The sequence below is a fragment of the Alteromonas australica genome (assembly GCF_000730385.1).
In the GTDB taxonomy this organism is placed as follows: Bacteria; Pseudomonadota; Gammaproteobacteria; order Enterobacterales; family Alteromonadaceae; genus Alteromonas; species Alteromonas australica.
This window is the reverse complement of the sequence record NZ_CP008849.1, coordinates 4,265,717-4,291,572: the sequence shown is the minus strand read 5'-3', so window position 1 is coordinate 4,291,572 and position 25,856 is coordinate 4,265,717. Positions and strand designations below refer to the sequence as shown.

Here is a 25,856-nt window from a genome sequence, read left to right as displayed (position 1 = left end):
TATGAGTCAAGGTAAGGTCGTCCAAATCATTGGCGCCGTTGTGGACATTGAGTTTCCACAAGATGCGGTACCAAGAGTTTATGACGCACTACGAGTTACCGAAGGTGACTTGTCAGGGCTAACCCTGGAAGTGCAACAGCAATTAGGTGGCGGTGTTGTTCGTGGCATCGCACTAGGTACTACTGACGGACTAAAACGTGGTCTTGCAGTAGAAAACACCGGTAATCCAATTATGGTTCCAGTGGGTACGAAGACACTTGGTCGTATCATGGACGTATTGGGTAACCCAATCGACGAAGCAGGCCCAATTGGTGAAGAAGAGCGTATGTCTATTCACCGTGAAGCGCCTAGCTACGAAGAACAGTCTAGCTCGGTAGAACTACTAGAGACTGGTATCAAAGTAATCGACTTGGTTTGTCCATTCGCTAAGGGTGGTAAAGTAGGTCTATTCGGTGGTGCTGGTGTTGGTAAAACCGTAAACATGATGGAGCTTATCCGTAACATCGCTATCGAACACAGTGGTTTCTCTGTATTCGCCGGTGTAGGTGAGCGTACACGTGAAGGTAACGATTTCTACCACGAAATGAACGACTCTAACGTACTTGATAAAGTATCGTTGGTTTACGGTCAGATGAACGAGCCACCGGGGAACCGTCTACGTGTTGCACTTACCGGTCTAACCATGGCTGAGAAGTTCCGTGACGAAGGCCGTGACGTACTATTCTTCGTCGATAACATCTATCGTTATACCCTAGCAGGTACTGAAGTATCAGCACTTCTAGGTCGTATGCCATCTGCGGTAGGTTATCAGCCTACGCTTGCAGAAGAGATGGGTGTACTTCAAGAACGTATTACGTCAACAAAGACAGGTTCAATCACGTCAATCCAAGCGGTATACGTACCTGCGGATGACTTGACTGACCCGTCTCCTGCGACAACCTTTGCTCACTTAGATGCAACGGTAGTACTTTCTCGTGATATCGCCTCTCTTGGTATCTACCCTGCGGTAGACCCACTAGATTCAACGTCTCGTCAGCTAGACCCACTAGTCATTGGTCAAGAGCACTACGACGTAGCACGTGGCGTGCAGACTGTTCTTCAGCGTTATAAAGAGCTGAAAGACATCATCGCGATCCTAGGTATGGACGAATTGTCTGAAGAAGATAAGCAAGTGGTTTCACGTGCTCGTAAAATTCAGCGATTCCTTTCTCAGCCGTTCTTCGTAGCAGAAGTATTCACCGGTTCACCAGGTAAATATGTATCGCTTAAAGACACTATCAGTGGCTTTAAAGGTATCCTGGATGGCGAGTACGATCACCTGCCAGAGCAAGCCTTCTACATGGTTGGTTCAATCGAAGAAGCGCTAGAGAAAGCCAAAAAAGCATAATTGAGTGGCTAGCGTAGCTAGCCCTTATTCATGCTAACGTACCTAATCAGGAGGTTCACATGGCAATGACAGTACATTTGGACGTAGTAAGCGCCGAAAAAGAAATTTTTTCTGGTTTAGTTGAAACGATTCAAGTGACAGGTAGCGAAGGTGAGTTGGGTATCCACCCAGGTCACGCGCCACTTATCTCTGCTATTAAACCTGGTATGGTGCGTTTGGTTAAACAGCACGGTGAAGAAGAAGTTATTTACGTTGCTGGTGGTGTACTTGAAGTACAACCTGGTAATGTCACCGTTCTAGCTGATACTGCCGTTCGAGCTGAAGATCTTGACGAGCAGGCAGCAGAAGAAGCCAAACGACGTGCAGAAGAGCACATCGCCAACCCAGGCGCTGACTTTAACTACGCAGAAGCCGCTCATGAGCTGGCAGAAGCTATCGCGCAACTTCGTCTTATTCAGAAGTTACGTAAGTAAGAAAAGCAGCACTATATACATAAAAACCCGCATTTTGCGGGTTTTTTTATGGCTAGCTTTTTAGTGATAATCAATGGGTTGAAAAGATTCGTTACAACTATTCTCAATTCACCGAAAATATCGTATTGGTTTATTATGCGACGACGTTTACACTACTGAGTGTAACTTGCACTTCATAGTGAATGCGATTGAACGAAGTATGTGTACACTGATACTAAAAAATGAAATTTAATCCTTACACGAATGTGCAATATAACGCCGGTATTGCGTTGTACCCTCTTCTTACCATGTTATTTCTGTTAGCACTTCACTACTATTCAGGGGCTCTCGATTGGCCCGCAGAAGGTGACGTTCGTGCTCAACGTGACTTTAATTCCGCTATTGGAATGTCTATTCTCACGGGTTATTTTTGGATTGCACTTCGCGTATTACATCAAAATGTGGCTAGCAGCTTAATATCACTATTGGTAAAAACCAATCAATTGAGCCGCTTTTCAGTACACCGTAACCGTCTTTCAAACGAGTTTAAACATCATCTATTTAATGCAGCAGTCATCGCAATATTACTCACGGTTATTTATTGTGTATTAGAAGAGTTACTCACCGTTACCCAAGAGTTGCACGTGTTTATTTTAACCGCTGCCGCAGTGCCATTTTGGTTCTTTACCTGGCTATTTTTGTTTCAAATTACCTCGAATACTCGCTACATCATCAATAACGTCTTACCTGACTCCAATAATACAAAAGACTATTTGGCATCTTTAATGGTACTTATAAAGTTGGGGCTGACGAACGCCATATTTTCAATGGGCGCAATAGCGTTGATTCCTATCTTTTGGTTTAGAAAAGATGTGCCATCAATAGACATTTTTATACTCGCATTATTTAGCGGCAGCTTTGCGCTCTATCTGTTTTGGCCGGTGGTAAAACTGATAGCAAAAGTGAGAAACGAAAAAGCACGTGTGCTAACCACGTTAGATGAAAAAATTAATAAGGCCATCAGCGCCTATAGACATAAAAATACTGATACTGAATATGAAAGTGTAGAGCTTTTGGAAAACGAAAAAGAATCCATTGCAACGCTGTCGACGCGTGTGATGGATGTTAGAGATTGGTCGCGGATATTTTCTTGCTTAAGCGCGATTCCTTTTTCATGGTCGCTGATAATGCTCCTTGAATGGTTAGTCGCGTCCCCATTTTCCTGATCATTGCATGCAATTAAATGCTTGCCTTCGCTTACCCGTCAGCTGTCATTTCGATATATTATAAAAATGAAAATTAGTGCTTACGAAAAAACCAACCAATCTACGAGCATGTGGGCGTATCCATTGTGTTTGCTCGTTGTTCTTCTGTGCGTTCATTATTACGTTGGCGTTCTGACATGGCCTATTCATGGTGAAGATGCTCAGCGGCACTTCAACACTGCGTTAGGCACATCACTCCTAACCTCCTTGTTTTGGTTGACCATTCGCATTATTCATAAAAATGTGGCCAGTACGCTCATATCAATTCTGGTGGCAACCAATCAATTAAGTCATTTTACATTGCACAAAAACCGACTGTCCCATCAGTTTATTCACCATGTCATAGTGGCCACAGGAATAGGGTTGTGTATGCCCATATTCTATATGGTTGCGGAAAACCTGATTTCGCGCATTCACGAGCCAGAAGTGTTCATTATTGCTATTACCTCTATCCTCTTTTGGTTGTTGTTTGTCTTATTCTTATTACAGATTTTTACCAACACATTTTACCTTAGGCGTTTGGTAACCCGCACTATTTCTGAGCCTCAGCAAGAGCTGGTGCTGCTAAAAAGCGTGTTATCTATGGCGCTAGCGAATTCAGTGATGGCATTAACAGGTTTAGCCATTGCCCCCGTGTTTTGGATAAACAAGGTGGTCCCTCTTTTTGATTTAATTGTGCTGTTTATGTTTTTCATTAGTGCATCCATGTATCTGCTTTGGCCTATGGTGCAATTAAGTCGAAGAATCCACCAGGTCTCAAAAATAATTGTTGCAGACCAAGAAAATGAAATTAATACCCTGATAGCGTCTAAGCACGTGGTTTTGCCTCCTAGTGTGGTTAGTGAACGCATAGAATCGCTAGAAACTAAAAAAGAGGCACTGATGCTATCGTTAAAGAAAATACGCCGGCTTTTAGTGGTACTTTGTTTAGCGCCTTTTCCCATTTCTTGGTTTCTGTTCAAATGTGTTGAGTTCTTTTGGTGGCGATAGTTTAATGAGTCCAATGTGACTACTGGAAGATAAACGATGCGAATTTACGGTGATAAACGCTCAGGTAATTGTTACAAGCTTCAACTGTTGCTAGCGTTACTGGGCAAAGGGTGTGAGTGGATTGATATTGATATTATGAAGGGAGAAAGTCGCACCCCTGAATTTATCGAAAAATCTGCGAATGGTAAAATCCCAGTATTAGAGTTAGATGACGGCCGTATATTATCGGAGTCTAACGCCATTATGCATTACCTTGCTGCTGGCACGCCTCTAATTCCGACGTCTCCTTTTGACTTTGCTCAACTGCTGCAATGGCAGTTTTTCGAACAGTACAGCCATGAACCCTATATTGCTGTAGCACGCTATATCAATATCTACCTAGGGATGCCGGCATCTAGAATACAGGAATTTGAGGCTAAACAGGCTGGGGGCTACAAAGCGTTAGAAGTGATGGAGCAGCAGCTTTCCACCTCGCCTTTTCTTATCGCAAATACCATTACATTAGCGGATATTTCGCTCTTTGCGTATACCCATGTTGCGCACGAAGGTGGCTTTGATTTATCCGCTTATCCAGCCATAAGAAACTGGATAGGGTTAATAAAAGAGCAAAAAGGGTTTGTGGCAATGCAGGCTTAATCTCGATGAAATCTGTGATGACTAGAAGGCGCCTGCCAATATTGCTGCATGGCCGCTTGCGCCGATAACAGCGGTTGCGTGCTACAGCCGTATAAAATGTTGAGCGCGTAGGCAGTGGCTTCTAACGTAGAAAGGCTATTGGCAACTTGGGTATGACGAATTCGATAGTCAGATAAAGGCGCTTGATCAAATTTATAGGCGGGTATGTTGGCTAACCATGTATGGCTATTCATAATACCGTAGGCTTGCTTCCAGCTCCCGTCTATGAGAATTAACGTGGTTAGTTCACTACGTAGTTTCGCCGCTTTCATTTCCAGAATTTCACTACGCTCACTGGGATAGAGGATTGCCGTGGATTCAATATCCAAAGTTTCTTGTAACCTAGCCATAGCCTCATCATCACTGACATTGATAATGTGAGCCTTATCGGGAATGCATAGCCGGATTAGCCGGGCCGTGTTTTTAGCATGAGAGGCTTCGCGTTTATGCTGTAGTATGAAAATACGCACTGGTGATGCGAAGGTGGTGATGCTGTTGCAAATACAGGTAGATTTGGGATAGTGACAACTATCGCAATATGCCCGCATATCAGTACGCCTCTTTAAGCTGTTGGACACTCATTATAATACGCCTAATGTGTAATACCACGTTCCTTGCTAGCCACAAGGGAAAGGAATAATATGTGATATGATTAATATACAATATCAGCAGCGGATCGAATCTACACTTTCTATGGTGCCTGTTGGCGCGGTGGTGAGCTACGGCCAGTTAGCTGATCTGGCAGGGTTGCCGGGAAAGGCCAGGCTTATTGCAAAATATTTAAAATCCAGCGAAACGCAAATTAATTGGCACCGTGTTATTCGAAGTGACGGTAAAATTGCGTTTCCCGAGAACTCTGAACAGGCTAATGATCAGCGGCGCCGACTGTTATCAGAAGGGGTGCTTGTGACAAATAACAGGGTGCGCATGGCTTCCTTTCAATGGCAGCCAGATATGTATACTCTTTTGGAAAAGCTACGCTATTAGGTTCATACTTTACCCGTGTGGTGCAAGTGATGAGCTTAGGACAACTATGACACCCAATATTTTAAAAAAAATATCGATTAATCAACTTAAGCCCGGCATGTTTGTGCATAAAATTGTAGAACAAAAAGGGCAGCTTTCGGTGAAGAACCAAGGTCGGGTCACTTCTGATGCAATTGTTGATACCCTAAAAAAACGGGGGGTGGTTTCTTTAGTTATTGATACATCAAAAGCGTTTAAAGTGGCGTCAGAACAGGATGAAAGCGAGCAAGAAAACAAAAAAGAAGCTGTTGAGGATACACCACGAAAGAGCGCCAGTTTAGAAAGTGAGTTGGTCCGGGCCACCAAACTCCATAAACAAGGTAAGGCCATCCAGAAGCTATTGTTAAATAGCGTTAAAAAAGAGCAACCGTTTGACAGTAGTATCCCAAAAGCATTTTCACAATCCCTTGTGAGTTCAATAGATAGAAACCCTGATGCCCTCTTGTGCCTGACTAAAATTAGGGAGAAAGACGACTATCTCCTAGAGCATTCATTAAACGTTGCGATTTTACTGGCTAATTTTGCCCGCTATTTGGGGATGTCTGAAGACGATGTACAAGATCTCTCATACGCAGGTTTTCTGCATGACTTAGGCAAAATAAAAATTCCGGATGAAATTCTGCATAAACCTGGACGTCTTACCGATCCTGAAATGGAAATCATGAAAGGACACGTAGTACATGGCGTGGATTTCTTGAAGCAAACGGAACTAGATGTGGGGTTAATTCAAGCGATTAGCGAGCATCATGAAAGGTTAGATGGGCTTGGCTACCCAGCAGGAACAAAAGGGGAGAATATCAGTCAAGCTGGCCGTATGCTGGCCATTGCCGATATGTACGATGCCCTTACCGCAGATCGAGTTTATAAAGCCGGTATGTCGAGTCAAAAGGCATTTTCGATCTTAATGTCAGACGCCCCAGAGCGGCTTGACCTCGCATTGGTGCAGCAGTTCATAAAGTGCATGGGCGTTTATCCTGTGGGCAGCCTTGTATTACTTTCAAACGAACGATTAGCGATGGTGGTTGAACAAACGAATGCCCCACTCGCGCCAATAGTGAAAGTGTTCTACTCAGTCAGAAACAGTCACTTCTTAGAGCCAAAAGATGTGAATTTGACCACAGAGAAAAATGTAAAAGTCTCAAAAGCGGTGATAGCGGCAGATTATAATATTGATGTGAACGCGTTTTTTGAGCGCTCAGTCTCTATTGGTTAATGCTTGTCTTTAAACAGCGACAGGTTGAGCTTACAAGCCACGTGTAGAATTTACCTGGCATAGGTACCAATATCTCCCCCGTTTAGCGTACGTTCATATAACATAGCGTATTATGGCGCTATTCTTATTAAGCATCGTTATCCTTGTTAACGCATAAACATTGATTGGAACGCTAATTGCAATTCCAATTAACATTTTTGCAAATACGCAAATTACAATGGAGTGAAATTTATGAAAAAGACAATAGCAGTAGGTTTGATTGCAGCATCACTTAGTGTGGCAGGCTGTGCTAATGATCCTAACAATACGCAAAAAGGTGCCGCAATAGGCGCTGTAGTAGGCGCATTACTGGGTAAGGCGACAGGTGACAATGATAAGAGCCGTTACGCATGGGGTGCGGCAGTAGGGGCAATTGCCGGTGGAGCAATTGGTAACTACATGGATAAACAAGAAGAAGAGCTGCGTAGCGAATTATCAGACACCGGTGTGCAGGTGGTACGTGAAGGCGATAACTTACGTTTAATCATGCCTGGCGACATCACGTTTGCAACAGACAGTTCAACCATTAGCCCAAACTTTAACCCTGTGCTGCAAGATGTGGCGAACGTGGTAAATAACTACGAAAAAACGGTGCTAATGATTAAAGGTCATACCGATGACACGGGATCGGAGCAGTACAACCAAGCATTGTCAGAGCGTAGAGCTAGCGCAGTTAAAAATGTACTAACTAACTATTCGGTTAACCCTACGCGAATTACCACTGTAGGTATGGGTGAGTACGCGCCTAAAGTACCTAACAGTAGTGCGGCGAACCGGTCAATGAACCGTCGTGTAGAACTTGAAATTCAACCACTCACACAATCGAATACGTAATTGATGTTGAGAGTCATCAATACAACGCCGCTTTACGCGGCGTTTTTTGTTAGCGCTGATGTGCCTTTATTTGCGAAGCGATGTCATCTGCAAGCGCATTAGGAATGGGAATAGCCAGATGGTACTGAGCGACCTTCCATTGGCCATTTTCATTGACTAACACGCCCGTGCCACGGGTTTCACCTAAGTTCACATTGTCTAATAGCTCATCAAACCAAGCGATTTGTTGATTTTCTGACAAGTAAATATGGCGATTTCTTGGGTGATAGGTCCAACCTTTCCCTTGGTCAAAATACGGCTTTGCGTATGCTTTGAAGGCGTGAATGGACCATACTTCCTCAGCATCGGTTCCGATGAAAATGGCATCAGGGGTATAAACCGCGAAGTATTTATCAAAGTTTGCGGCTGCAGCTTGGGCGTGTAATTCATCTAATACGTGGTTTATGTCTGCTTTGCTATCCGTGTTGGCCCATCCTGCCGTGCTGATGAACAACAATATACACAGTGTTATATACCTCATTTTATCCTTCGCTTTACTGGCGTGTTTCCACCAGCATAACGGCATTTGTAAAATAAGTCTTCACTGTGCCATCAATCCCTTGATGGACTTTTTGCTAGCCGTCGTGCGCCATCGTTGACTCCCGCACCACCAAGGTAGGTTCAAATAGGTGCTGAACGTGATGGGTATGGCCGTACAACGTATTGAGGATATATTGGGCTGACATTTTCGCCATATCTGCAATCGGGTTGCTTACCGTCGTTAACCGAGGGTAAACGTGATGAGCAAATACCACGTCGTCGAATCCCACAATGGATAAATCTTGCGGTAAGCTCATTCCAAGGTCTCGCGCGCAGCTCATCGCTCCAGACGCCATCCAGTCATTTGCACACACCAAGGCAGAGAAAGGGGTATCTCTAGATAGTAGCTCGAGTAAGCCTATTTTCCCGTCTTCTTCCTCATAGTTACCCTCGTAAGTGAGCATAGGGTTATAAGGGACACCCGCCTCTTCAAGTGCCCGTTTGTGCCCTTTCAAACGGTGACAGGCGTCACGAATTTTCATGGGGCCAGATATGTAGGCGATATCCTTGTGTCCCAATTCAAGCAGATGTGAGGTTGCAAGGTAACCGCCTTTCTCGTTATCAAGGGCAATACAATTATTCTCAAGGCCAGTGACTTGCCTATTCACCAAAGCGATAGGCAAACGCTTTTCATTAAGCGCAACAAGATCTTCATCTCGCATGGCTTCTGCATGCATGATTAGCGCGTCACAATTTCTACTGATCAAAAATTCAACCGCGTCTTGCTCGGTCTCAAGGTTGTTATGGCCTACGGTAATAATAACGTGCTTATCAGCTACTCTCAGGGTGGATTCTACCCCTTGCATTAAATCGCCGAAGAAGGGGGTGTTTAATTCAGACACTAAAATGCCGACACTGTCAGAACGGCTGGTGGCGAGAGAGCGCGCTACCGAATTAGGGCGGTAGTTTAGCTCCAACATCGCTTTTTCGACTTTCGCCTTTAGAGTAGCGTTTACGGTGGTTTTTCCATTTAACACGCGAGATACCGTTGATAGTGATACCCCCGCACGTTCTGCAACTTGATATATGGTAGCCACGTACTACTGCTCCTTCCGGTGAATGCCCATTAAAACGTAATAGTCCATTATGCCGGTATTGTTGCCTGTTCGCTACGTCGCTTTAGTAGGGTTTCTGTGACTTCCTGTTGTTTTTTATCGTTTAATGGATAAAACAAGATAAGCAGCGCGCCGGCAAAACCAAAACATGCAGGGATCCAACTCATGAGTGCGCGCATTCCGGGAAGGCTTTGGCTTATGGTCTCCGGCTGCATACCGTTGTAACCATAGCTACCTAACACCAGCAATACTAGTGCGCCAGCGAACCCGCCCCCGGTTTTTTGTACAAACGAGCCTGCAGAGTAAATGAGACCCGTTGCACGTCGGCCAGTACGCCATTCGTTGTAATCTGCTGAGTCTCCTAACATGGAGAAAAACAACGTGGGCATAATAGCGGCAAAAAACTCTGCTGCGCAGCCTAGCGCGAAAATACCCATGGTTGACCCTAACGGCACAAAAAAGATGGCACTTGTAAATAAGCTGCTAACTATCAAAGAAATGATAAAAAGGTTTTTGCGCCCAAATTTAACGGATAACCAAGGCGTAGCGAGCGCACCAAAAATTGACACCACAAGAAGGCTAATAAAGTAGTAACCAATAAGCAGTTCTTCACCAATATAGTATTTAAAATAATAGGCAATAACGCCGTATTTTATGCCATTGAACATCATGGTTAGAAAACCCATACCGAGTAGGATCAACCAGGGCTTGTTCGTCAGTAAATCAATAATATCTTGTTGGGAGCGGCTATTCGAAGACTCAGGGCGTGCAATTAATTTTCTCACTAAGACAGCACAAATCATCATCACGGCGACAAAGATGGCCGCGGTCAACAGGTTACGGAAGTAGAAGAATGCTGTGATAGAGGCCAAAGGAATGAGGATAAGGGGCAAGTGTCTGCTCAAGTCTATCAGCTCTTGTTTTAAGGTTGCTGTACTATCTAATGCTACAGGCACTCGCTCTTTGGTGGAGTAGACGGTAATCAGCATTAATGCGACTAATAAAGTGGCGAATACATACATGGTGTATTGATAGCCTCTGGCATCATTTCCTGCGCCAAAGTATTCCACCATCATAGGTAGGCAACCCATAACTAAAAGCCCTCCTAAGAACGCACCGGCGAACCGAAAGCCAGACAAGCTGGTACGCTCTCTATCATCGCTAGTGATCACGCCCATTAGCGCGGAATAGGGAACGTTGTTAACGGTATAAGCTAGGGTTAATCCAATATAGGTGAGATAGGCATACACCAGCATACCGGTACTGCCAAAATTAGGCGTGGTAAAACACAGCACCATAAAAAGCCCGAGAAATGGGGTTGACCCTAAAATCCATGGGCGAAACTTCCCCATCTTGGTTTTAGTTCTGTCAGCAATCATGCCCATAATGATATCGGTAACACCGTCAGATAAGCGCACGATAAGGAACAACATGGCCGCGGCAGCGGCACTTAGGCCAAAGGTGTCAGTATAGAATACCGCAAGGTAGGCTAATGCACCGCGCCACACTAAGTTGGCAGCTGCATCACCTAAACCGTATCCAATCTTTTCTTTAATTGCTAATTTTTGTTCCATGGTGGCGCCTTTCGTCTTATTGTTATGTGCGTTGTGCTAGCAGCGCTTTAAACGCTTTCGCGCTATCTTTGAGTATGCGGGATTGTGTGTCAAAATCGACATAAACAATACCAAATCGTTTTTCGTAGCCTTCTGCCCATTCAAAATTATCCATAAGGCTCCAGGCGAAGTAACCACTTACTTTCACTCCTTCGTCCATGGCTTTCTCTACGGCGAGTAGGTGGTTTTGGTAGTATTCAATCCTGTCATTATCTTCTACTCGTCCATCGACAACCTCATCTGCCATCGCGGCTCCATTTTCTGTGATGTATACAGGTGGCAATGCGTATCGTTGATGTAGCGAAGTCAGCAAGTGTGTGAGTGCGGGTGGATGAATTTCCCAGCCAATGTCAGTTTTCGGTTCGTAATGCGGGTGTTCGAAGTAAAGTTCATCGTGGTTTCTAGGCGCTGAGTAGTGAAGACGCGTATAAAAATTAATGCCGAGAAAATCGAGGGGCTGACATATAGTTTCCATGTCTCCATCTTGAATAGGAGGTTTGTCTTTTTCAGCCAGTTCATGAATGACGTCAGGGTAACAACCTTCCATGACGGGTTGCATATACCACTGATTTATATACTGATCTGCTTTTTCTGTTGCCGCTATGTCCGCAGGGCTATCGCTGGCACTGTAGCAGGGCGTAAAGTTAAGTACGATACCATTTTTGGCATTTGGTACGTTCTTCTTCAACATTTTCATGCCTAACCCATGCGCCAATAAAATATGATGTGCAGCTGTTCTACCGTGCTCCCTGCCTGTTTTACCAGGCGCATGAACGCCAATTTCGTAGCCTAAATAGGCTGAACAGAAAGGTTCATTAAATGTCGCATAAGAGTATACCCGCTCGCCGAGTGCCGCTGATATTTTATCAACATAGTTTTCAAACTCATAAGCCGTCTGGCGGTTTAGCCAGCCACCTCGTTGTTCTAAGTACTGCGGTAAATCCCAGTGATAAAGCGTAACAAACGCTTTTATATTCAAGCTATTAAGTTTGTCTATAAGCTGCTTATAAAATGCCAAACCTTGTTCATTTATTTCGCCATTTGCATGCATGACCCGGGGCCAAGAAATTGATAATCGGTAGGCATCCACCCCAAGGCTATGAATAAGGTTTACGTCTTCTTCCCAGCGTTCAACGTGCTCGCAAGCCCTTAAACCATCTGACTTGTCAGCGATAGCCCCCGCTTGTCGACAAAATACATCCCAAATGCATTCTAACCTTCCCTCGGCATCCCCTTCTATTTGGAAAGAGGAAGTTGCTGTACCAAATAAAAAGGAGGGTTGCATCATAGGACTGGTAGAGGAAAGCGATAGTTTTTTAGTCATTACTGGGTTCCTAGTAAGGCTTACAGATAATTCGCATAGCGCGAAATCAGTTTCCTTGTATTTCGTTGGTATCTCTTAGTTACGCCGAGTTATAGCACAATCATCGTATTTTGAGAAAGCGCTTTCCAGTTATTTTTTTACGTTTAAAACCAAAGTTATTTATTTTTATGTAAATTTTATGTTTTGGCTAACTAGCAGTTGAGCAAATATTAACTACAATAAGTTATTGTTAGTAATGGATGTTTGTGTTTATTTGAGCAAAAGAAAATAGCTCGTGTAAATTTACTGTAAAAAACATGTTGAACTTTGGTCTATTTTATCTTAACTTTGAGAAAGCGCTTTCTCTTGTGGGTTGAAGAATGACCTTTAAGCGAGAAAGCCCTTTCTTGGGTAGGCGCATATCACTCAATACAACAAAGAGAGAAAGACAGTGACACACACACACTTAAACAAATCGAAAATTGCTAAGAGTCTGTCTTTAATATTGGGAACAGGATTGTTATTCCCCGTTAATGCACAGGAGTCTCCCGAAGACGTAGAAGTTATACAGGTATCAGGCATACGAAGTAGTGTGCAAGAATCCATGGGAATTAAGCGAGATTCAGCGGGCGTGGTAGATGCCATTTCTGCGGAAGACATTGGTAAGTTCCCAGACACCAACCTTGCTGAGTCGCTTCAGCGTATTACCGGTATTTCAATAAGCAGAAATAACGGTGAAGGTAGCCAAGTCACGGCACGGGGGTTTGGACCAGATTTCAACATGGTTACCCTTAATGGACGAACCATGCCAGGTTCGGCACTGCCGGGCGGCGGTGGTACACCTAATTCGCGAGCCTATGACTTTTCCGACTTAGCTTCTGAAAGTGTTCGTGCTGTAGAAGTGTACAAAACAGGAAGAGCGAGCATTGCAACTGGGGGGATTGGTGCAACGATCAACATTCGCACGGCGCGCCCCTTTGACGCTCCTGAAACAGGTTTTATGGCCAGTGTAGGTGCTAAAGCGCTGCATGACACCACAAACCGCGTGGGCGATGATGTTACCCCTGAAGTATCGGGCTATATTAATTACCTTGCCGACGATGAAAAATTTGGTGTGACTTTTACTGGGTCTTTCCAACAGCGAGACAGCGCAGCTCAAGGTGCTTTTGTAAACGAGTGGCGTGTGAACCCGTTTGACGGCAGTATTCCACAGTCCCCAGACCCTGCTAACCCAGATAGCGGCGACCCTATTGTATTAAACAATGCGCCAGCAATGGGTCAACTGTTCGCGATCCCTTCCGATTTACGCTATTACATGGCAGACAGAGAGCGTGAAAGAACAAATGCACAATTAACATTCCAGTATGCACCGAGTGAAAACCTCGTTGCTACGCTAGATTATACCTACTCTAAGCAGGATCTTTACGAAGCACGCGCAGAGCAGTCAATTTGGATGGATGACAGGTATTTCACCGAGTTAACCTTTGACGATGAGAATGTAAAAACGCCTGTTTTGATCACGCAAGAGAGGCGTGACTTATTGCCAAGAGACTTGGGTTTAGCCCTACAGGAGCTGAACCAAGTTAATGAAAACAAGTCTGTGGGTTTAAACATTGAGTACTTTGTGAACGATGATTTAACGTTGATCTTTGACTTACACAATTCATCTGCTGAAGGCCGCCCTGATTCCCCTTATGGAACATGGACAAACTTAGGTTTAGGGGCAAACGTGGTTAAGGGTCAGGGTGTCGATTTCACCGGCGACTTCCCCATCATGCTCGTTGATTTCGATGATGCCGCAAGAGATAACCTCAACGGAAATGGCATGCTAGATCAAGATGATGTGGGTACGTCTATCTTAGACATGAACTTCTCGTCGCAAGATACCGAAATTACCCAAGCCAGAATTGATGGAACCTATGTTTTAGACACCGGCAGCATTAACTTCGGTATTGAATCGCGCGCAATGGAAAGCACCTCATTACAGTCACTTACCCGCCACACTATGGGTAACTGGGGTATTGAAAACCCGGGTGAATTGCCAGCAGGTTCTCTAACACCGTTAGATTTTGCGAGTGAATTTAGCGATTTCAATACTGATGGCATGTACTCAGAAGGCTTTACAGGAAGCGTGGCAGAAATTGGCGCATTCGCAGCGCAAGCCTACGGTTTCAATTTGGTGGCGGATAACCCCTATGCAACCAATAGAACCATAGAAGAAGATATAACTGCATTGTATTTCGAGTTCGACCTTTCTGGCGAACTAAACGGGATGGAATATAACCTACTAACAGGTCTACGTTACGAAAATACCGATGTGACGTCTATCGCCAACATCAGCTTGCCCAGTGGTATTGCATGGGAAGGCAACAACGACTTTAACGTTCGCTTTGGTAGCGCGATGGAAGACGTGGAAGTTAAGTCGAGTTACGACCACATTCTTCCTGCGCTAGACTTTGATATTGAAGTAGTTGAAAACGTGATTGCCCGTTTCTCCTACAGTAAAACCATTGCTAGACCTACTTACAACAGCTTAAGTGCGGCAGCAACGGTGAATACACCGAGTGGTCCAACACTATTAACTGATGGCGCTACAGCCACTGCCAGTTCAGGTAACCCAACATTAGTGCCGTTAGAATCGGACAACGTAGATGTTTCAGTAGAATACTACTTTGATGAAACCAGTTATGTATCGTTAGGTTTTTACGATAAGCGCGTGAAGAACTTTATTGGTAACGAACAGGTTGAAGAAAGTATTTACGATTTACGTGATGCCACCGCCGGGCCAAGAGCACAAGCGGCAATGGAAGAGCTTGAAGCGCGAGGTATACCCATCAGCGATACGTCATTATTTAACATGGTTGCAGCCATGGAAAATGGTGTTGACTACGACTCGATGACCGATGAGCAATTTGAAGCGGCTTACGATATTTTGCCAAATAGCGACGACCCAACGCTTACGTTCATTAACTCTAAACCGGTGAATAACAAAAGTGCCAACATCTATGGCTTCGAGCTTGCCGCACAGCACTTCTTTGGTGATACCGGTTTTGGTGTTTTGGGTAACTACACCACGGTTACGGGGGATATTGGCTTTGACAACGACGCCGACCCTTCCATCACACAGTTTGCTTTAGTGGGTTTAAGTGATACGGCGAACCTTGTGCTCATGTATGAAAATGAAGGCTTACAGGCTCGTATCGCCTATAACTGGCGAGACAAGTTCCTAGATACTACTTCTCAGTACGTAAACGAACCGGGTTACACAGAAGCCTATTCACAAATAGACTTTAGTGTTTCCTATGATATTTCGGATGCATTAACGGTGTCTTTTGAAGGTATCAATATTACCGATGAAAACATTCGTAGACATGGAAGAACCAGTGCCATGCTATGGAAGTTAGATGAACTTGGTGCCCGTTACGCATTAGGCGTTAGATACCAGTTTTAGTTGTAGGGTGTATTAACCCGCTCTCGTGTATTTTTATTGCACTTGGGCGGGTTTTTTTTCATAGTGAAACAAGCCATAAATGATAAACCACGCGGTGTTATGAATAAATTGGTGAAACACGTTGTTATTGTAGGCGGCGGTACGGCAGGTTGGTTGAGCGCAGGCATACTGGCGGCAAAGCTAAAGCCTGACTACAAAGTTACCCTTATAGAATCACCTAATGTACCTACAATAGGTGTTGGCGAAGGTTCGTGGCCATCGCTTAGAGACACACTACTGGACATTGGTATTAACGAACGGGAGTTTTTAACGGCCTGTAAGGGCACGTTTAAGCAAGGCTCTTCATTCGTCAACTGGCGCGCTTGTGCTGCTAACTCGCAAACCTTTGCCCACCAATATCATCATCCTTTTACGGTGCCTACGGCATACAATGAGTTAGATATTCATGCTTGCTGGCAATCAATAGCGAAGCATGAAAGCTACGAAAACAGTTTTTCCCTACAAAGCCTGATGTGTACGCAAGGAAAGGCGCCAAAGCAAGCCACCACCCCAGATTACGCTCATGTGCTTAATTATGGTTACCACTTTGATGCCACGGCACTGGCGAATTTGCTGAAAAAACACTGCCTTGAAAGCCTTGGTGTACATTACCTATCAGCCCATGTCAGTAAGGTTGAAGAACACCCCAATGGATATATTCGCCAACTCCTCACCGACAATGGTCAGGCAATATCAGGCGACTTATTTATAGACTGTTCTGGCAAAAGCGGATTACTCATTCAGCAACACTTTAATGTACCTTGGTTGTCACTTGAAACCACCATGCTAAACAATCGTGCCATGGCGGTTCAAGCCCCCTATGCTCCCGACGATCAAGCCATAAGCAGTACTACAGTAGCGACTGCTCAACGTGTGGGTTGGACATGGGATATAGGCTTACAACATAGGCGTGGTGTGGGGTTAGTTTACGCCAGTGAGTTCTGCAATGAAGACGCTGCAATAGACATATTATTCAAACAAGTAAGCCAACGCTTACGCCATGCCAAAGAGCAGGATTTAAGCGTAAGAACCCTTTCCTTTGAACCTGGCTATCGCAAAGACTTCTGGGTAAAGAACTGCCTAAGTTTAGGCATGTCCTCAGGGTTTGTTGAGCCTTTAGAAGCCTCAGCCATTGCCATGGTGGAATTAGGGCTACGTATGTTGTGCGAATCCTTCCCGCACAACGCAGAACATATGGAGCATGTTAGTCAACGTTACAATCAACGTTTTGAATATCGCTGGCAGCGCGTGGTGGATTTCTTAAAACTTCACTATGTACTGAGCGAAAGAAATGAACCTTACTGGCTTGCCCAGCGTCATGAAAGTCGCACTCCACCCTCGCTATCCACACTATTAGAAATTTGGAAATATCAAAGCCCATCACGCTTAGATTTAATAGAAAACGAAGAAATATTTCCCTCAGCCAGCTACCAGTATGTATTGTATGGTATGGGGTACAACACGGCGTTACCCGCTATTGCGCTAAGTGATGCCGATCTTTCAAAAGCGAAAGCAATACGCAGCAAAATGACGCAAATGAAACAAGCCTACTTACACGCATTGCCAAATAACAGAGCGCTACTTGATGAGCTTTGTGGGTTAAACGAAGAAAAGGGTAATAAGGAGCATAACCATGTCCACATTTGATAGCGCGGCGTTACCGCCGGTGAAAAACGTGGTTATTGCAGGTGGAGGCACTGCCGGTTGGATGGCTGCCATTGCGCTTGTCAAACTATTAGGCAAATCACTCAATATTACCCTTGTTGAATCTAAAGATATTGGCATTATTGGTGTTGGCGAAGCGACCATCCCCCCTATTAGAACCTTTCATAAATTGCTTAATATTGACGAAAAAGCCTTTATGAAAGCGACGCAGGCAACATTTAAATTGGGCATTGAATTTGAAGGCTGGTGCGAAGAAAACCATAGTTATATACACTCATTTGGGGTAACCGGTAGAGAATGCTGGGCTGGCGAGTTTCACCACTTTTGGCTGCGAGCCCAGAAGTTAGGGTTGGGTGGTGAGTTTGGTGATTATTGCCCTGAATTGCAGGCGGCTAAAGCCAATAAGTTTTTCACCAATGAGTCTATGCCACTCAATTTTGCTTATCACTTTGACGCAGTGGCCTACGGAAGATTCCTTCGCACGCTCGCCACAGAGGCCGGCGTTCACCATATCGTGGGTAATATAACTAACGTAAGTAAGTGTTCGCAAACTGGCAACATCACCAGTTTAGAAGTTGATGAGTCTCAAGAAGTAAACGGTGACTTCTTCATCGATTGTACCGGGTTTCAAGGTTTGCTGATTGAACAAGCCCTTCATACCGGGTATGACAACTGGAGCCACTATTTGCCTTGTGATAGCGCGGTGGCAATGCAAACTGAGACTGTTGCTGCGCCCGTTCCCTACACAAAAAGTAGTGCCCATAAGGCGGGTTGGCGTTGGCAAATTCCCTTACAACATCGGGTGGGAAATGGACTCGTGTATTGCAGTAAATACATGAACGATGACGAGGCAAAATCGACCCTTGTGCAACAGGTAGAAGGTGAACCCGTTAACGACGCTCGCTTTATTAAGTTTACACCGGGAAAACGTCGGTTAGGCTGGAATAAAAACTGTGTAGCGCTTGGCCTTGCCAGTGGGTTTATCGAACCTTTGGAGTCCACCAGTATTCATCTAATTATGACAGGTATCGTCAGGCTAATGCGGTTATTCCCATTCGATGGGATTACCCAGTCGGCCATAGACGAATACAACACCAAATACGACAGTGAAATGGCCGCTATTCTCGATTTTATTGTTATGCACTACAAGGTGACCAATAGAGAAGACTCACCTTTTTGGCAGCACTGTAAAAACATGCCTATTCCCCCTTCCCTCACCCACAAGCTCAATTTGTTCAAAGATACAGGGCGAGTTTTCCTAGATGATGGTGATATTTTTCGCGTAGATTCGTGGACACAAGTGATGTTGGGGCAAGGTTTAACGCCTAATCAATACCATAAGGTGGCCGATGAGATGTCCGAAGCGGAATTAGAACGATTTATGATGGGATTGAAGCAACAGGTAGATAATCAGGTATCACGGTTACCTTCTCATGAAGCGTTTTTAGATAAGTATTTAGCCGTTAATAGCTGAGCGTAATTATCGCGTAAAACAAAAAACTCATTCAATAATAAGGTTTATTATCAAAATACATTGAGCTGTTAGTCTTTGCGTTTCTACTTAACGTTATTATTTATTAGGAGCTCCGACAAATGAAAGCTTACTCAGTGTTAGAGGTAACCATTAACGATGACAGCTGCTTTAAGGTCTACAGATTGTTACCCATAAAGTAGACTTCAGATAGTTGACCTACTCAGTTTACGAATAACGCTCAATTTGTTGGGCGTCAACGGCGTCTCTACGAGAGGTAGTTTTAGACAAGGAAGGACACTCATACTTCAATATCCGGTATATCTGACGCTTGTGATCTTAGGTGCTTTGTTCGTACCAAGATATGCGCTTGTATCTCAGTCATGTAATGTCGGTCGTCTTCGGTAAAATGCTGTTCTTGAGTTAATTTTTCGATAAATGATTGCTGCGTAAGTATGGCTATGACTTTATCTGCCAAATCACTTAACTGGCGAGATAAGAGCTTTTTATTCACCCCGCAGGTTTCTGCGAAATCAGCTAATTGGTATGCATTTATGTTTTCGGGGTCAAACTCATTGCCCATCGCCATAGCAAGTACATGCTTGAACTGCGGGAACATGGCAACATTCACTAAGTCATAAGCTGGCGTGAATCGACTATTACGCTTATCAAAAAACAGCGAAATGTTTTTGCCGTGACTGTCGTAATTACTGATCATCAAATTAAATAGCTGCCAGTTGATAAGCCATTGAAGACTCTCTACGGGCGACGACATAGTTTTCGCCAGTTCAAAGAGTTGGCGTAAGCTAGCGCCATCTCGAATATGCTGCACGTCTCTGCCATCACCTAGGTTCCGCTCGTATTTGTAGTCTCGTGGTAGGTTAAGTGCTTGGCAGCCATCAATGACATGTCTACGAAAAACTTTGGCCTGTTCGGGCGCATACTTACGATCAAAACGCTCCACAATTAGCGCTGGGTATTGTTCAAAGCGAGTGAACTGGACTTCTGCGGTGGGCAGTCCCACTGCCTTTGACAGCATCATACAAAAGTATTCGTTGAGTACAAGGTTGGGGCAGTTAGGCTTTTCAAACTTGAGAATTAGCGTTGAACATAACGTCCCTTCGCCAAACCCAATTTGGCCTTCCTCGTTTATGAATATATTGAGCTTATCTTGTACTCCGGCGACACTCAGACGTGGTTTGTCATCCCATGCTAACAACCCAATATCTTCCTTCCTGGCAAGCCGCTCTACCAACTCATCCTGCTCTATCAGTCTAAATTTCGGCTCGCGTGCTTCGCGTAAATTATCTGAGCCTTGTCCACTCGCCCTAAATGAAATGGCTCCTGCCAGATCATTGCCAATAGCTCGCACTTGGGAGTAAACATTCTTTTCAGAGACGCCGAGATGCTCCGCTAAGAGTTTTCGAGCTGCTCCTTCAGGTAATGCATTATCAAGGTAGTTATAGGCGACTTCACGAGAATGGGAGTTGTCTAGTGTTAACGCGGGAGAAAGTGGGTAGCCTGTTTGTTGCCAATCCGGCTCATATTCAAGTTTGAGCAGACTGGTACTTTTATCCACAGTTAACGTGCCAATATGTTGCTCTGCCAAATAGATGAGCAAAGTGTATGCTGAGGGCTGGTTGATATTGTCTGCTGGCATTCTTGCTATACCCACTCGTCATCGCTGACACTTGAGTTATGTCGTTTTTCAAGCGAAGGTGACGTAAGTTTGATTCCCAGCCCATGTAGCACGGCAAATGCGGCAGCGAGGGTGCAATTATCATTGCCATTTTCAATGCGAGATAAGGTATTGATCCCTACATTACACAGCGCGGCGCAATCTGCGAGCTTCATACCCATCTCTGTTCGCTTAGCTTTAATCAATTGCCCTAACACATGTGCGTCATCAATAAACTCTGTCTCAGGCATTTTTGAGGTAGTGACTTTCTTTGCCATTAGTCTACTCTAATATTCATTAGTATCAGTGATTATAGGCAGATATTAATAAATGACAAGTTTGTTCACCGTTAACGGTGATTTTATGTCTGATTGATGCATTTCCGCTTAATAATTCATCCATATCGGTGAATTATTAGGTGGTTGGACAGGTTATTGTTAATCGTTCACGATCATTGTTGAATACCACAGAGGCGCAAAACCGTCCAGGCAGCAACAACCCAAGTATCATCTGTATGCTCTGGGTTAAGTCGTTCGCGATCAGCGTTTATCTCCCTTTCTTTAGAAAATCTCTTTTGATATCTCTACGGTACTAACTTTACGATACGTTTAAGCTTGAACAACATATTCGCTTCATTCTTCGAGGGACTGGCTTCATAGTCAATCTGCCGTAAAAGTGCCGTGTTTTTTGGAATGTTGAAAGTGTGAAGAAATCTGTAATCCAGAGTTAAATGTTCCTTCGTGGATAGGGAGTCGTTGTTGTTGACGTTAAAAGTCTAGTTTCGGATCGAGGCCATCATTAAGCTTTTGTCGGCAATCAATTCTGAATTTGATGGCATCTTCAAGATCAAGCAGCTCTTCATGTCCCTTACCATAGCCGCCTATTTTGTACTGACGGCGTTTACCAAATAATTGGTAGCGGATGATCCAACTGGCGGTGCCTTTGGATTTCAAATAAAGATACATACTAGGGTAGACTTTTTCGAAAGTGGGTGGCCGGATTGCACCAGCGCTTCAATAGGTTTTGCCGTTTGTGAGATATTCATCAACTTTCCCTCATTATTCGGAACAAAATTGCGAACAAAATGAGGGGAAAGCTGGACCAAAAGTCACCACTTTGGTCACCACTTGGGGCCTAAATTAGCTTGTGTTTTTATTAGCTAGGATAAATAAATGGTGACTAATCCTTAAAAAAGCATGTTAAATCGCCAGTTTATGCCCTAAATATACTAGAAAACTTGTTATTCAATATTTTGAATTTGCTCTCGCATCTGCTCAATCAAAACTTTGAGTTCAACAGCTGATTGAGTGATGTCTGTGCTAATAGACTTAGACCCCAGCGTGTTCGACTCGCGGTTAAACTCTTGCATCATGAAATCTAACCTGCGGCCCACTGCCCCGCCTTTTTTCAGGATATTACGAGTTTCTTTCACGTGGGTATTTAGGCGATCTAATTCTTCTGCCACATCTACCTTTTGCGCCAACATAATCATTTCTTGTTCAAAGCGGCCAGCGTCTAGCTCTACTTTGGCTTCTTCAAAGCGGTTTTGTACTTTCTCTCGTTGCCACACCATTATCTCAGGCATGCGCGCAGTGACCTTTTCCACTTCTTTTTCAATGGCATCTAATCGCTGCGTAATCATGCCTTTAAGTGCGTCGCCTTCACTTGCTCGTGCGCTAATAAAGTCGGAAAGCGCTTGGTCAAATGCGGCCATTACGTCGGCGTGTATGGTGTCCATGTCGGCTTCTTCAGCCGCTATTACGCCGGGCCAACGAAGAACATCGAGAGGGTTTACGCCGGTGGACTGACCATGGGCTTGTACCCAGTCGGCGGCGTGCAACACTTGTTTTGCTAGGTCTTCATTAAGGCTTAGCTTAGTGACAGCGGCATCGTTTGCGGTAAATCGCAAAGCACATTCAACTTTTCCACGTGCTAGTTTCTTTCTGAAGCGCTCTCGCAAAACGGGCTCTAACGAGCGAAACTGTTCGGGCAAACGAAAATAGGTCTCTAAAAAGCGTTGGTTTACAGAACGTATTTCCCATACCGCTGAACCCCATTCTTTTTTTGTCTCTACGCGCGCAAACGCTGTCATGCTGTAAATCATAATTTTCCTTTTGCTGGTCAATGAAAGCCTGCAAAAACAACGGGCCGAAAGCACATTGTGTTCAAATTTTTAAAGGCAGGATTTCTCGTTCCTTCTATAGTAGCGCACAAATGAAATAAACCGGTAAGTTAAAAGGCTAAAAGTTCATTTTTGCCACCCGCCCTTAGTGCGTTATACTTGCACCTTCAGTGCCTAGCGGTTGTCGTTATACGTACAATTTTTGTTAGGTCACACCCATTTTTAAGCATTTACGTTGTGGAGAACACTATGCGTCCAAGCGGCAGAACCGCCAGTCAAATTCGTCCAGTTACTATTACTCGTCAGTATACCTGCCATGCTGAGGGGTCTGTATTGGTAGAGTTCGGAAACACCAAAGTGCTATGTAACGCAACGGTTGAAGAAGGCGTGCCTCGTTTTATGAAAGGCCAAGGTAAGGGCTGGATTACCGCAGAATACAGTATGCTTCCTCGTGCTACCCATACGCGTAGCGGCCGTGAAGCTGCCAGAGGCAAACAAGGTGGACGCACCCTAGAAATTCAACGCTTAATTGCTCGCTCGCTACGTGCGGCGGTAGATTTAAAGCTCTTAGGTGAAAATACTATCACGCTTGATTGTGATGTTATTCAAGCAGATGGTGGTACGCGTACTGCGTCTATTACAGGGGCATGTGTGGCGCTTGTGGATGCGCTAACTTATATGCGTGCAAAGGGAATTTTGAAAGCTAACCCGCTTAAACACATGATTGCAGCCTTGTCGGTGGGTATCTACAAAGGTACGCCTATTGCTGATTTAGAATATACCGAAGATTCTGAAGCTGAAACAGACATGAATATCGTTATGACGGAAACCGGCAAACTGATTGAAGTGCAAGGCACCGCTGAAGGCGAACCTTTTGATTTCCAAGAACTAGATGAAATGCTAACTATCGCGAAGCATGGTCTACGTGAATTGTTCGACATTCAAAAAGCAGCATTGGCGTAAGGAGTTAGCATGAAGGCGTTCCAACGTGATTTTATTGAATTTGCTATTGCCCGTGGTGTTTTAAAGTTTGGTGAATTTACCCTGAAGTCTGGCCGTGTAAGTCCGTATTTTTTCAACGCGGGTCTATTTAACCGTGGCGGTGATTTGGCTAAGTTGGGCCGCTTTTACGCGAATGCATTAGTGGATGCAGGGGTTGAATTCGATGTGCTATTTGGCCCAGCGTATAAAGGCATTCCCATTGCCACCACTACCGCGGTAGCGCTGGCCGATAGCCATGGTCAAGACGTGCCTTATTGCTTTAATCGCAAGGAAGCAAAAACCCATGGTGAGGGCGGTAATTTAGTGGGAAGCCCGCTCAGCGGAAAAGTGATGCTTGTTGACGATGTAATAACAGCGGGTACGGCTATTCGTGAGTCTATGACGCTTATCGAACAACAGCAAGCCAGCTTATCGGGTGTGCTTATTGCGCTAGACAGGCAAGAGCGTGGTAAAGGCGAACTGTCGGCTATTCAAGAAGTAGAGCGCGACTTCAATACTCAGGTTATCTCTATTGTGTCACTTGCAGACGTAGTGGCTTACCTTGATGAAAAAGGGGGGCACGAGGAGCAAATAAACGGGATTAATGCATACCGAGAGCGTTATGGCATCTGATATTCAAATGCTATTCGATGAAGCCAGCGCGCATCTTGATGCGCTAGGTTTACGATGCCCTGAACCCGTTATGATGGTACGCCTTCAAATACGCAAATTAGCAGAAGGTGAGACCTTATCTGTGGTGGCAGACGACCCTTCTACTGCACGAGATATCCCTAGTTTTTGTCGGTTTATGGAGCATACCCTTGTTGCTTCGCAAACCGACAACATGCCCTACCAATATGTAATTAAAAAGGGCGTTTAAGAAACGCCCTTTTTTGTCTTTATCTAGCTGAATTGAACTAGGTTTCAGAAATTCCGTCGGCTAGGTCCGTCGGTACTTGGCTTCAAAACCACAATAGATCCCAAACATGATGAATCCTGCGCCTACGGCGGCGAGAAGGTATAATCCAAAAGGTTGTTGGGTTAAGGTGGTGAGTGCTTTTTGCAAGCCACCGGCTTCTGACGGGTCACTTTGAAAGGCAGAAAGTGCAAAGAAACTGCCTACGAATAAATACACCACGCCTCGTGCGAAATAGCCTAAGCGACCAGCCGTTTTGGTGGCCTGTTGACGGGTTCCTGTCAGCTGGTTTTGATCAAACTTTTTCAAAAAATCTGCCGTGTAGGCGTGTTTGAACTGGATAAACGCGAAAGTAATAATCGCTGCACCTACCGCGGCCACCAGCAATATCCCCCATTCGTATTGCATAAGCTGTTGGCTTACGTGCTTACTGTTCGACCCATCACTTTTTTGGTCGGTACCCATAAGTACGTTTGCCCCTAGGTAAGCCGCCGCAAAATAAAACAAACCGGATATAAACAGAAAACCTCGCATCACAATGTCTTTCGCCTTGTCCATTTTTAACGACTCGGTATTTAAAAAGCCTTGTAGCCAGCGCCACAATGCATAACACACTAGCCCTACAATAAGGCCAAATAACAGTGCTTTGCCAAAAGGTTGGGATTGAAGAGTTTCAAAAACGTGTTTCTGTGTGGCTTTTTCACGTTCAGCGGCAGTTATTACAGAGGAAAGGATAAACAAACCAAGTAGTGAATACATCACGGTTTTCGCGCTGTAGCCCGCGCTAGCAATCACATTGAGCCAGTTTGTAGATGATGACATTCCTCTTCTCCTAATAATAAATATGTTATTAGGTAATCAAGATTTAAACCATCTTATCTCGGTTGCAGCATAATTTAGGCTGTTAGTGTTCTTCTCCGCTTAAGGCTTGTAATAGCAGCTGCTGTAATTGCCTTTTGCTATGGGTGCAGGTGCAATGAATGTCGGTGAGGTGAATGTTCTGACCACTTAACATTTTACGAAGCACCGAGGCTTTAACGTTGACTGATATAAAATCGTTACTGTTTACGTTCGATTTAGTTGCCATTTTTGTGCATCCTCT

Annotated in this window: 25 protein-coding genes; 14 read left to right on the top strand and 11 right to left on the bottom strand. The window is 44.5% G+C overall.

Annotation, left to right across the window (positions count from 1 at the left end):
• The first annotated feature begins 1 nt into the window (after position 1).
• The 5 genes from atpD to EP13_RS18690 all read left to right on the top strand — a co-directional run bounded on the left by atpD (position 2) and on the right by EP13_RS18690 (position 4,730).
• Positions 2-1,387, top strand: coding sequence for a F0F1 ATP synthase subunit beta (gene atpD, locus EP13_RS18710; protein WP_044058594.1), 1,386 nt, complete (start codon positions 2-4; stop codon positions 1,385-1,387).
• Between the two features lie 59 nt (positions 1,388-1,446).
• Positions 1,447-1,860, top strand: a complete 414-nt coding sequence (locus EP13_RS18705; protein ID WP_044058593.1) for a F0F1 ATP synthase subunit epsilon — start codon at positions 1,447-1,449, stop codon at positions 1,858-1,860.
• Between the two features lie 221 nt (positions 1,861-2,081).
• Positions 2,082-3,065 carry a hypothetical protein gene (locus EP13_RS18700; RefSeq protein WP_044058592.1) on the top strand — a complete coding sequence of 328 codons (984 nt, stop codon included), beginning with the start codon at positions 2,082-2,084 and terminating at the stop codon, positions 3,063-3,065.
• 66 nt (positions 3,066-3,131) lie between these two features.
• Positions 3,132-4,094, top strand: coding sequence for a hypothetical protein (locus tag EP13_RS18695; RefSeq protein ID WP_044058591.1), 963 nt, complete (start codon positions 3,132-3,134; stop codon positions 4,092-4,094).
• 36 nt (positions 4,095-4,130) lie between these two features.
• A complete protein-coding gene (locus tag EP13_RS18690) occupies positions 4,131-4,730 on the top strand; it encodes a glutathione S-transferase family protein (protein ID WP_044058590.1) in 600 nt (199 codons plus the stop codon).
• On the opposite strand, the gene EP13_RS18685 is transcribed toward EP13_RS18690, so the two are convergent.
• Positions 4,727-5,317: a tRNA-uridine aminocarboxypropyltransferase gene (locus tag EP13_RS18685; RefSeq protein ID WP_044058589.1), complete on the bottom strand. Its 591-nt coding sequence runs from the start codon at positions 5,315-5,317 to the stop codon at positions 4,727-4,729. The genes EP13_RS18690 and EP13_RS18685 overlap by 4 nt on opposite strands.
• A gap of 100 nt (positions 5,318-5,417) precedes the next feature.
• Between EP13_RS18685 and EP13_RS18680 the strand changes: the two genes are divergently transcribed.
• From EP13_RS18680 to EP13_RS18670, 3 genes are all read left to right on the top strand, one after another.
• Positions 5,418-5,756, top strand: coding sequence for an MGMT family protein (locus EP13_RS18680; protein WP_044058588.1), 339 nt, complete (start codon positions 5,418-5,420; stop codon positions 5,754-5,756).
• A gap of 58 nt (positions 5,757-5,814) precedes the next feature.
• On the top strand, positions 5,815-7,008 hold the full coding sequence (locus tag EP13_RS18675; RefSeq protein ID WP_044059162.1) for an HD-GYP domain-containing protein: 1,194 nt from the start codon (positions 5,815-5,817) through the stop codon (positions 7,006-7,008).
• Positions 7,009-7,239: 231 nt separating this feature from the next.
• A complete protein-coding gene (locus EP13_RS18670; protein WP_044058587.1) occupies positions 7,240-7,881 on the top strand; it encodes an OmpA family protein in 642 nt (213 codons plus the stop codon).
• Positions 7,882-7,930: 49 nt separating this feature from the next.
• Here the strand turns inward: EP13_RS18670 and EP13_RS18665 are convergent, their stop codons facing one another.
• From EP13_RS18665 to EP13_RS18650, 4 genes are all read right to left on the bottom strand, one after another.
• Positions 7,931-8,401 (bottom strand): nuclear transport factor 2 family protein, encoded by a 471-nt coding sequence (locus tag EP13_RS18665; RefSeq protein WP_052364495.1) that lies wholly within the window; start codon positions 8,399-8,401, stop codon positions 7,931-7,933.
• 94 nt (positions 8,402-8,495) lie between these two features.
• Positions 8,496-9,497, bottom strand: a complete 1,002-nt coding sequence (locus EP13_RS18660) for a LacI family DNA-binding transcriptional regulator (RefSeq protein WP_044058586.1) — start codon at positions 9,495-9,497, stop codon at positions 8,496-8,498.
• A 47-nt stretch (positions 9,498-9,544) separates the two neighbouring features.
• Positions 9,545-11,089 carry an MFS transporter gene (locus tag EP13_RS18655; protein WP_044058585.1) on the bottom strand — a complete coding sequence of 515 codons (1,545 nt, stop codon included), beginning with the start codon at positions 11,087-11,089 and terminating at the stop codon, positions 9,545-9,547.
• 22 nt (positions 11,090-11,111) lie between these two features.
• Positions 11,112-12,452 (bottom strand): GH1 family beta-glucosidase, encoded by a 1,341-nt coding sequence (locus EP13_RS18650; protein ID WP_044058584.1) that lies wholly within the window; start codon positions 12,450-12,452, stop codon positions 11,112-11,114.
• A 430-nt stretch (positions 12,453-12,882) separates the two neighbouring features.
• Between EP13_RS18650 and EP13_RS18645 the strand changes: the two genes are divergently transcribed.
• The 3 genes from EP13_RS18645 to EP13_RS18635 all read left to right on the top strand — a co-directional run bounded on the left by EP13_RS18645 (position 12,883) and on the right by EP13_RS18635 (position 19,060).
• A complete protein-coding gene (locus EP13_RS18645; protein ID WP_044058583.1) occupies positions 12,883-15,882 on the top strand; it encodes a TonB-dependent receptor in 3,000 nt (999 codons plus the stop codon).
• A 99-nt stretch (positions 15,883-15,981) separates the two neighbouring features.
• Entirely contained in the window at positions 15,982-17,568 is a 1,587-nt protein-coding gene (locus EP13_RS18640) for a tryptophan halogenase family protein (RefSeq protein WP_044059160.1), read from the top strand.
• A complete protein-coding gene (locus EP13_RS18635; protein ID WP_044058582.1) occupies positions 17,555-19,060 on the top strand; it encodes a tryptophan halogenase family protein in 1,506 nt (501 codons plus the stop codon). The genes EP13_RS18640 and EP13_RS18635 overlap by 14 nt, the downstream gene beginning before the upstream one ends.
• 298 nt (positions 19,061-19,358) lie before the next feature.
• On the opposite strand, the gene EP13_RS18630 is transcribed toward EP13_RS18635, so the two are convergent.
• From EP13_RS18630 to EP13_RS18615, 4 genes are all read right to left on the bottom strand, one after another.
• A complete protein-coding gene (locus EP13_RS18630; RefSeq protein WP_231497896.1) occupies positions 19,359-20,732 on the bottom strand; it encodes a HipA domain-containing protein in 1,374 nt (457 codons plus the stop codon).
• Positions 20,723-21,013 carry a helix-turn-helix domain-containing protein gene (locus EP13_RS18625; protein WP_044058581.1) on the bottom strand — a complete coding sequence of 97 codons (291 nt, stop codon included), beginning with the start codon at positions 21,011-21,013 and terminating at the stop codon, positions 20,723-20,725. The genes EP13_RS18630 and EP13_RS18625 overlap by 10 nt, the downstream gene beginning before the upstream one ends.
• A 489-nt stretch (positions 21,014-21,502) precedes the next feature.
• Entirely contained in the window at positions 21,503-21,688 is a 186-nt protein-coding gene (locus EP13_RS18620) for an Arm DNA-binding domain-containing protein (protein ID WP_197035939.1), read from the bottom strand.
• Between the two features lie 287 nt (positions 21,689-21,975).
• Complete coding sequence (locus EP13_RS18615; protein WP_044058579.1) at positions 21,976-22,839, bottom strand: YicC/YloC family endoribonuclease; 864 nt, start codon at positions 22,837-22,839, stop codon at positions 21,976-21,978.
• Positions 22,840-23,106: 267 nt separating this feature from the next.
• Here EP13_RS18615 and rph point away from each other — a divergent pair, with 267 nt between their 5' ends.
• The 3 genes from rph to tusA are packed head-to-tail and all read left to right on the top strand — an operon-like array spanning position 23,107 to position 24,718.
• Positions 23,107-23,820, top strand: a complete 714-nt coding sequence (rph, locus tag EP13_RS18610; protein WP_044058578.1) for a ribonuclease PH — start codon at positions 23,107-23,109, stop codon at positions 23,818-23,820.
• 9 nt (positions 23,821-23,829) lie between these two features.
• On the top strand, positions 23,830-24,471 hold the full coding sequence (gene pyrE / locus EP13_RS18605) for an orotate phosphoribosyltransferase (protein WP_044058577.1): 642 nt from the start codon (positions 23,830-23,832) through the stop codon (positions 24,469-24,471).
• On the top strand, positions 24,461-24,718 hold the full coding sequence (tusA, locus tag EP13_RS18600) for a sulfurtransferase TusA (RefSeq protein ID WP_044449125.1): 258 nt from the start codon (positions 24,461-24,463) through the stop codon (positions 24,716-24,718). Before pyrE ends, tusA begins: the two co-directional genes overlap by 11 nt.
• 60 nt (positions 24,719-24,778) lie before the next feature.
• Here tusA and EP13_RS18595 read toward each other — a convergent pair whose 3' ends face one another.
• Positions 24,779-25,576: a DUF1206 domain-containing protein gene (locus EP13_RS18595; RefSeq protein ID WP_044058576.1), complete on the bottom strand. Its 798-nt coding sequence runs from the start codon at positions 25,574-25,576 to the stop codon at positions 24,779-24,781.
• An 82-nt stretch (positions 25,577-25,658) separates the two neighbouring features.
• Positions 25,659-25,841 (bottom strand): hypothetical protein, encoded by a 183-nt coding sequence (locus tag EP13_RS18590; protein WP_044058575.1) that lies wholly within the window; start codon positions 25,839-25,841, stop codon positions 25,659-25,661.
• Between the last annotated feature and the right edge of the window lie 15 nt (positions 25,842-25,856).

Bases quoted from the DNA above. Each gene is read 5' to 3' on its own strand.
- atpD (WP_044058594.1), top strand. From the start codon at position 2: ATGAGTCAAGGTAAGGTCGTCCAAATCATTGGCGCCGTTGTGGACATT.
- EP13_RS18705 (WP_044058593.1), top strand. From the start codon at position 1,447: ATGGCAATGACAGTACATTTGGACGTAGTAAGCGCCGAAAAAGAAATT.
- EP13_RS18700 (WP_044058592.1), top strand. From the start codon at position 2,082: ATGAAATTTAATCCTTACACGAATGTGCAATATAACGCCGGTATTGCG.
- EP13_RS18695 (WP_044058591.1), top strand. From the start codon at position 3,132: ATGAAAATTAGTGCTTACGAAAAAACCAACCAATCTACGAGCATGTGG.
- EP13_RS18690 (WP_044058590.1), top strand. From the start codon at position 4,131: ATGCGAATTTACGGTGATAAACGCTCAGGTAATTGTTACAAGCTTCAA.
- EP13_RS18685 (WP_044058589.1), bottom strand. From the start codon at position 5,317: ATGCGGGCATATTGCGATAGTTGTCACTATCCCAAATCTACCTGTATT.
- EP13_RS18680 (WP_044058588.1), top strand. From the start codon at position 5,418: ATGATTAATATACAATATCAGCAGCGGATCGAATCTACACTTTCTATG.
- EP13_RS18670 (WP_044058587.1), top strand. From the start codon at position 7,240: ATGAAAAAGACAATAGCAGTAGGTTTGATTGCAGCATCACTTAGTGTG.
- EP13_RS18665 (WP_052364495.1), bottom strand. From the start codon at position 8,401: ATGAGGTATATAACACTGTGTATATTGTTGTTCATCAGCACGGCAGGA.
- EP13_RS18655 (WP_044058585.1), bottom strand. From the start codon at position 11,089: ATGGAACAAAAATTAGCAATTAAAGAAAAGATTGGATACGGTTTAGGT.
- EP13_RS18650 (WP_044058584.1), bottom strand. From the start codon at position 12,452: ATGACTAAAAAACTATCGCTTTCCTCTACCAGTCCTATGATGCAACCC.
- EP13_RS18640 (WP_044059160.1), top strand. From the start codon at position 15,982: ATGAATAAATTGGTGAAACACGTTGTTATTGTAGGCGGCGGTACGGCA.
- EP13_RS18635 (WP_044058582.1), top strand. From the start codon at position 17,555: ATGTCCACATTTGATAGCGCGGCGTTACCGCCGGTGAAAAACGTGGTT.
- EP13_RS18625 (WP_044058581.1), bottom strand. From the start codon at position 21,013: ATGGCAAAGAAAGTCACTACCTCAAAAATGCCTGAGACAGAGTTTATT.
- EP13_RS18615 (WP_044058579.1), bottom strand. From the start codon at position 22,839: ATGATTTACAGCATGACAGCGTTTGCGCGCGTAGAGACAAAAAAAGAA.
- rph (WP_044058578.1), top strand. From the start codon at position 23,107: ATGCGTCCAAGCGGCAGAACCGCCAGTCAAATTCGTCCAGTTACTATT.
- pyrE (WP_044058577.1), top strand. From the start codon at position 23,830: ATGAAGGCGTTCCAACGTGATTTTATTGAATTTGCTATTGCCCGTGGT.
- tusA (WP_044449125.1), top strand. From the start codon at position 24,461: ATGGCATCTGATATTCAAATGCTATTCGATGAAGCCAGCGCGCATCTT.
- EP13_RS18595 (WP_044058576.1), bottom strand. From the start codon at position 25,576: ATGTCATCATCTACAAACTGGCTCAATGTGATTGCTAGCGCGGGCTAC.
- EP13_RS18590 (WP_044058575.1), bottom strand. From the start codon at position 25,841: ATGGCAACTAAATCGAACGTAAACAGTAACGATTTTATATCAGTCAAC.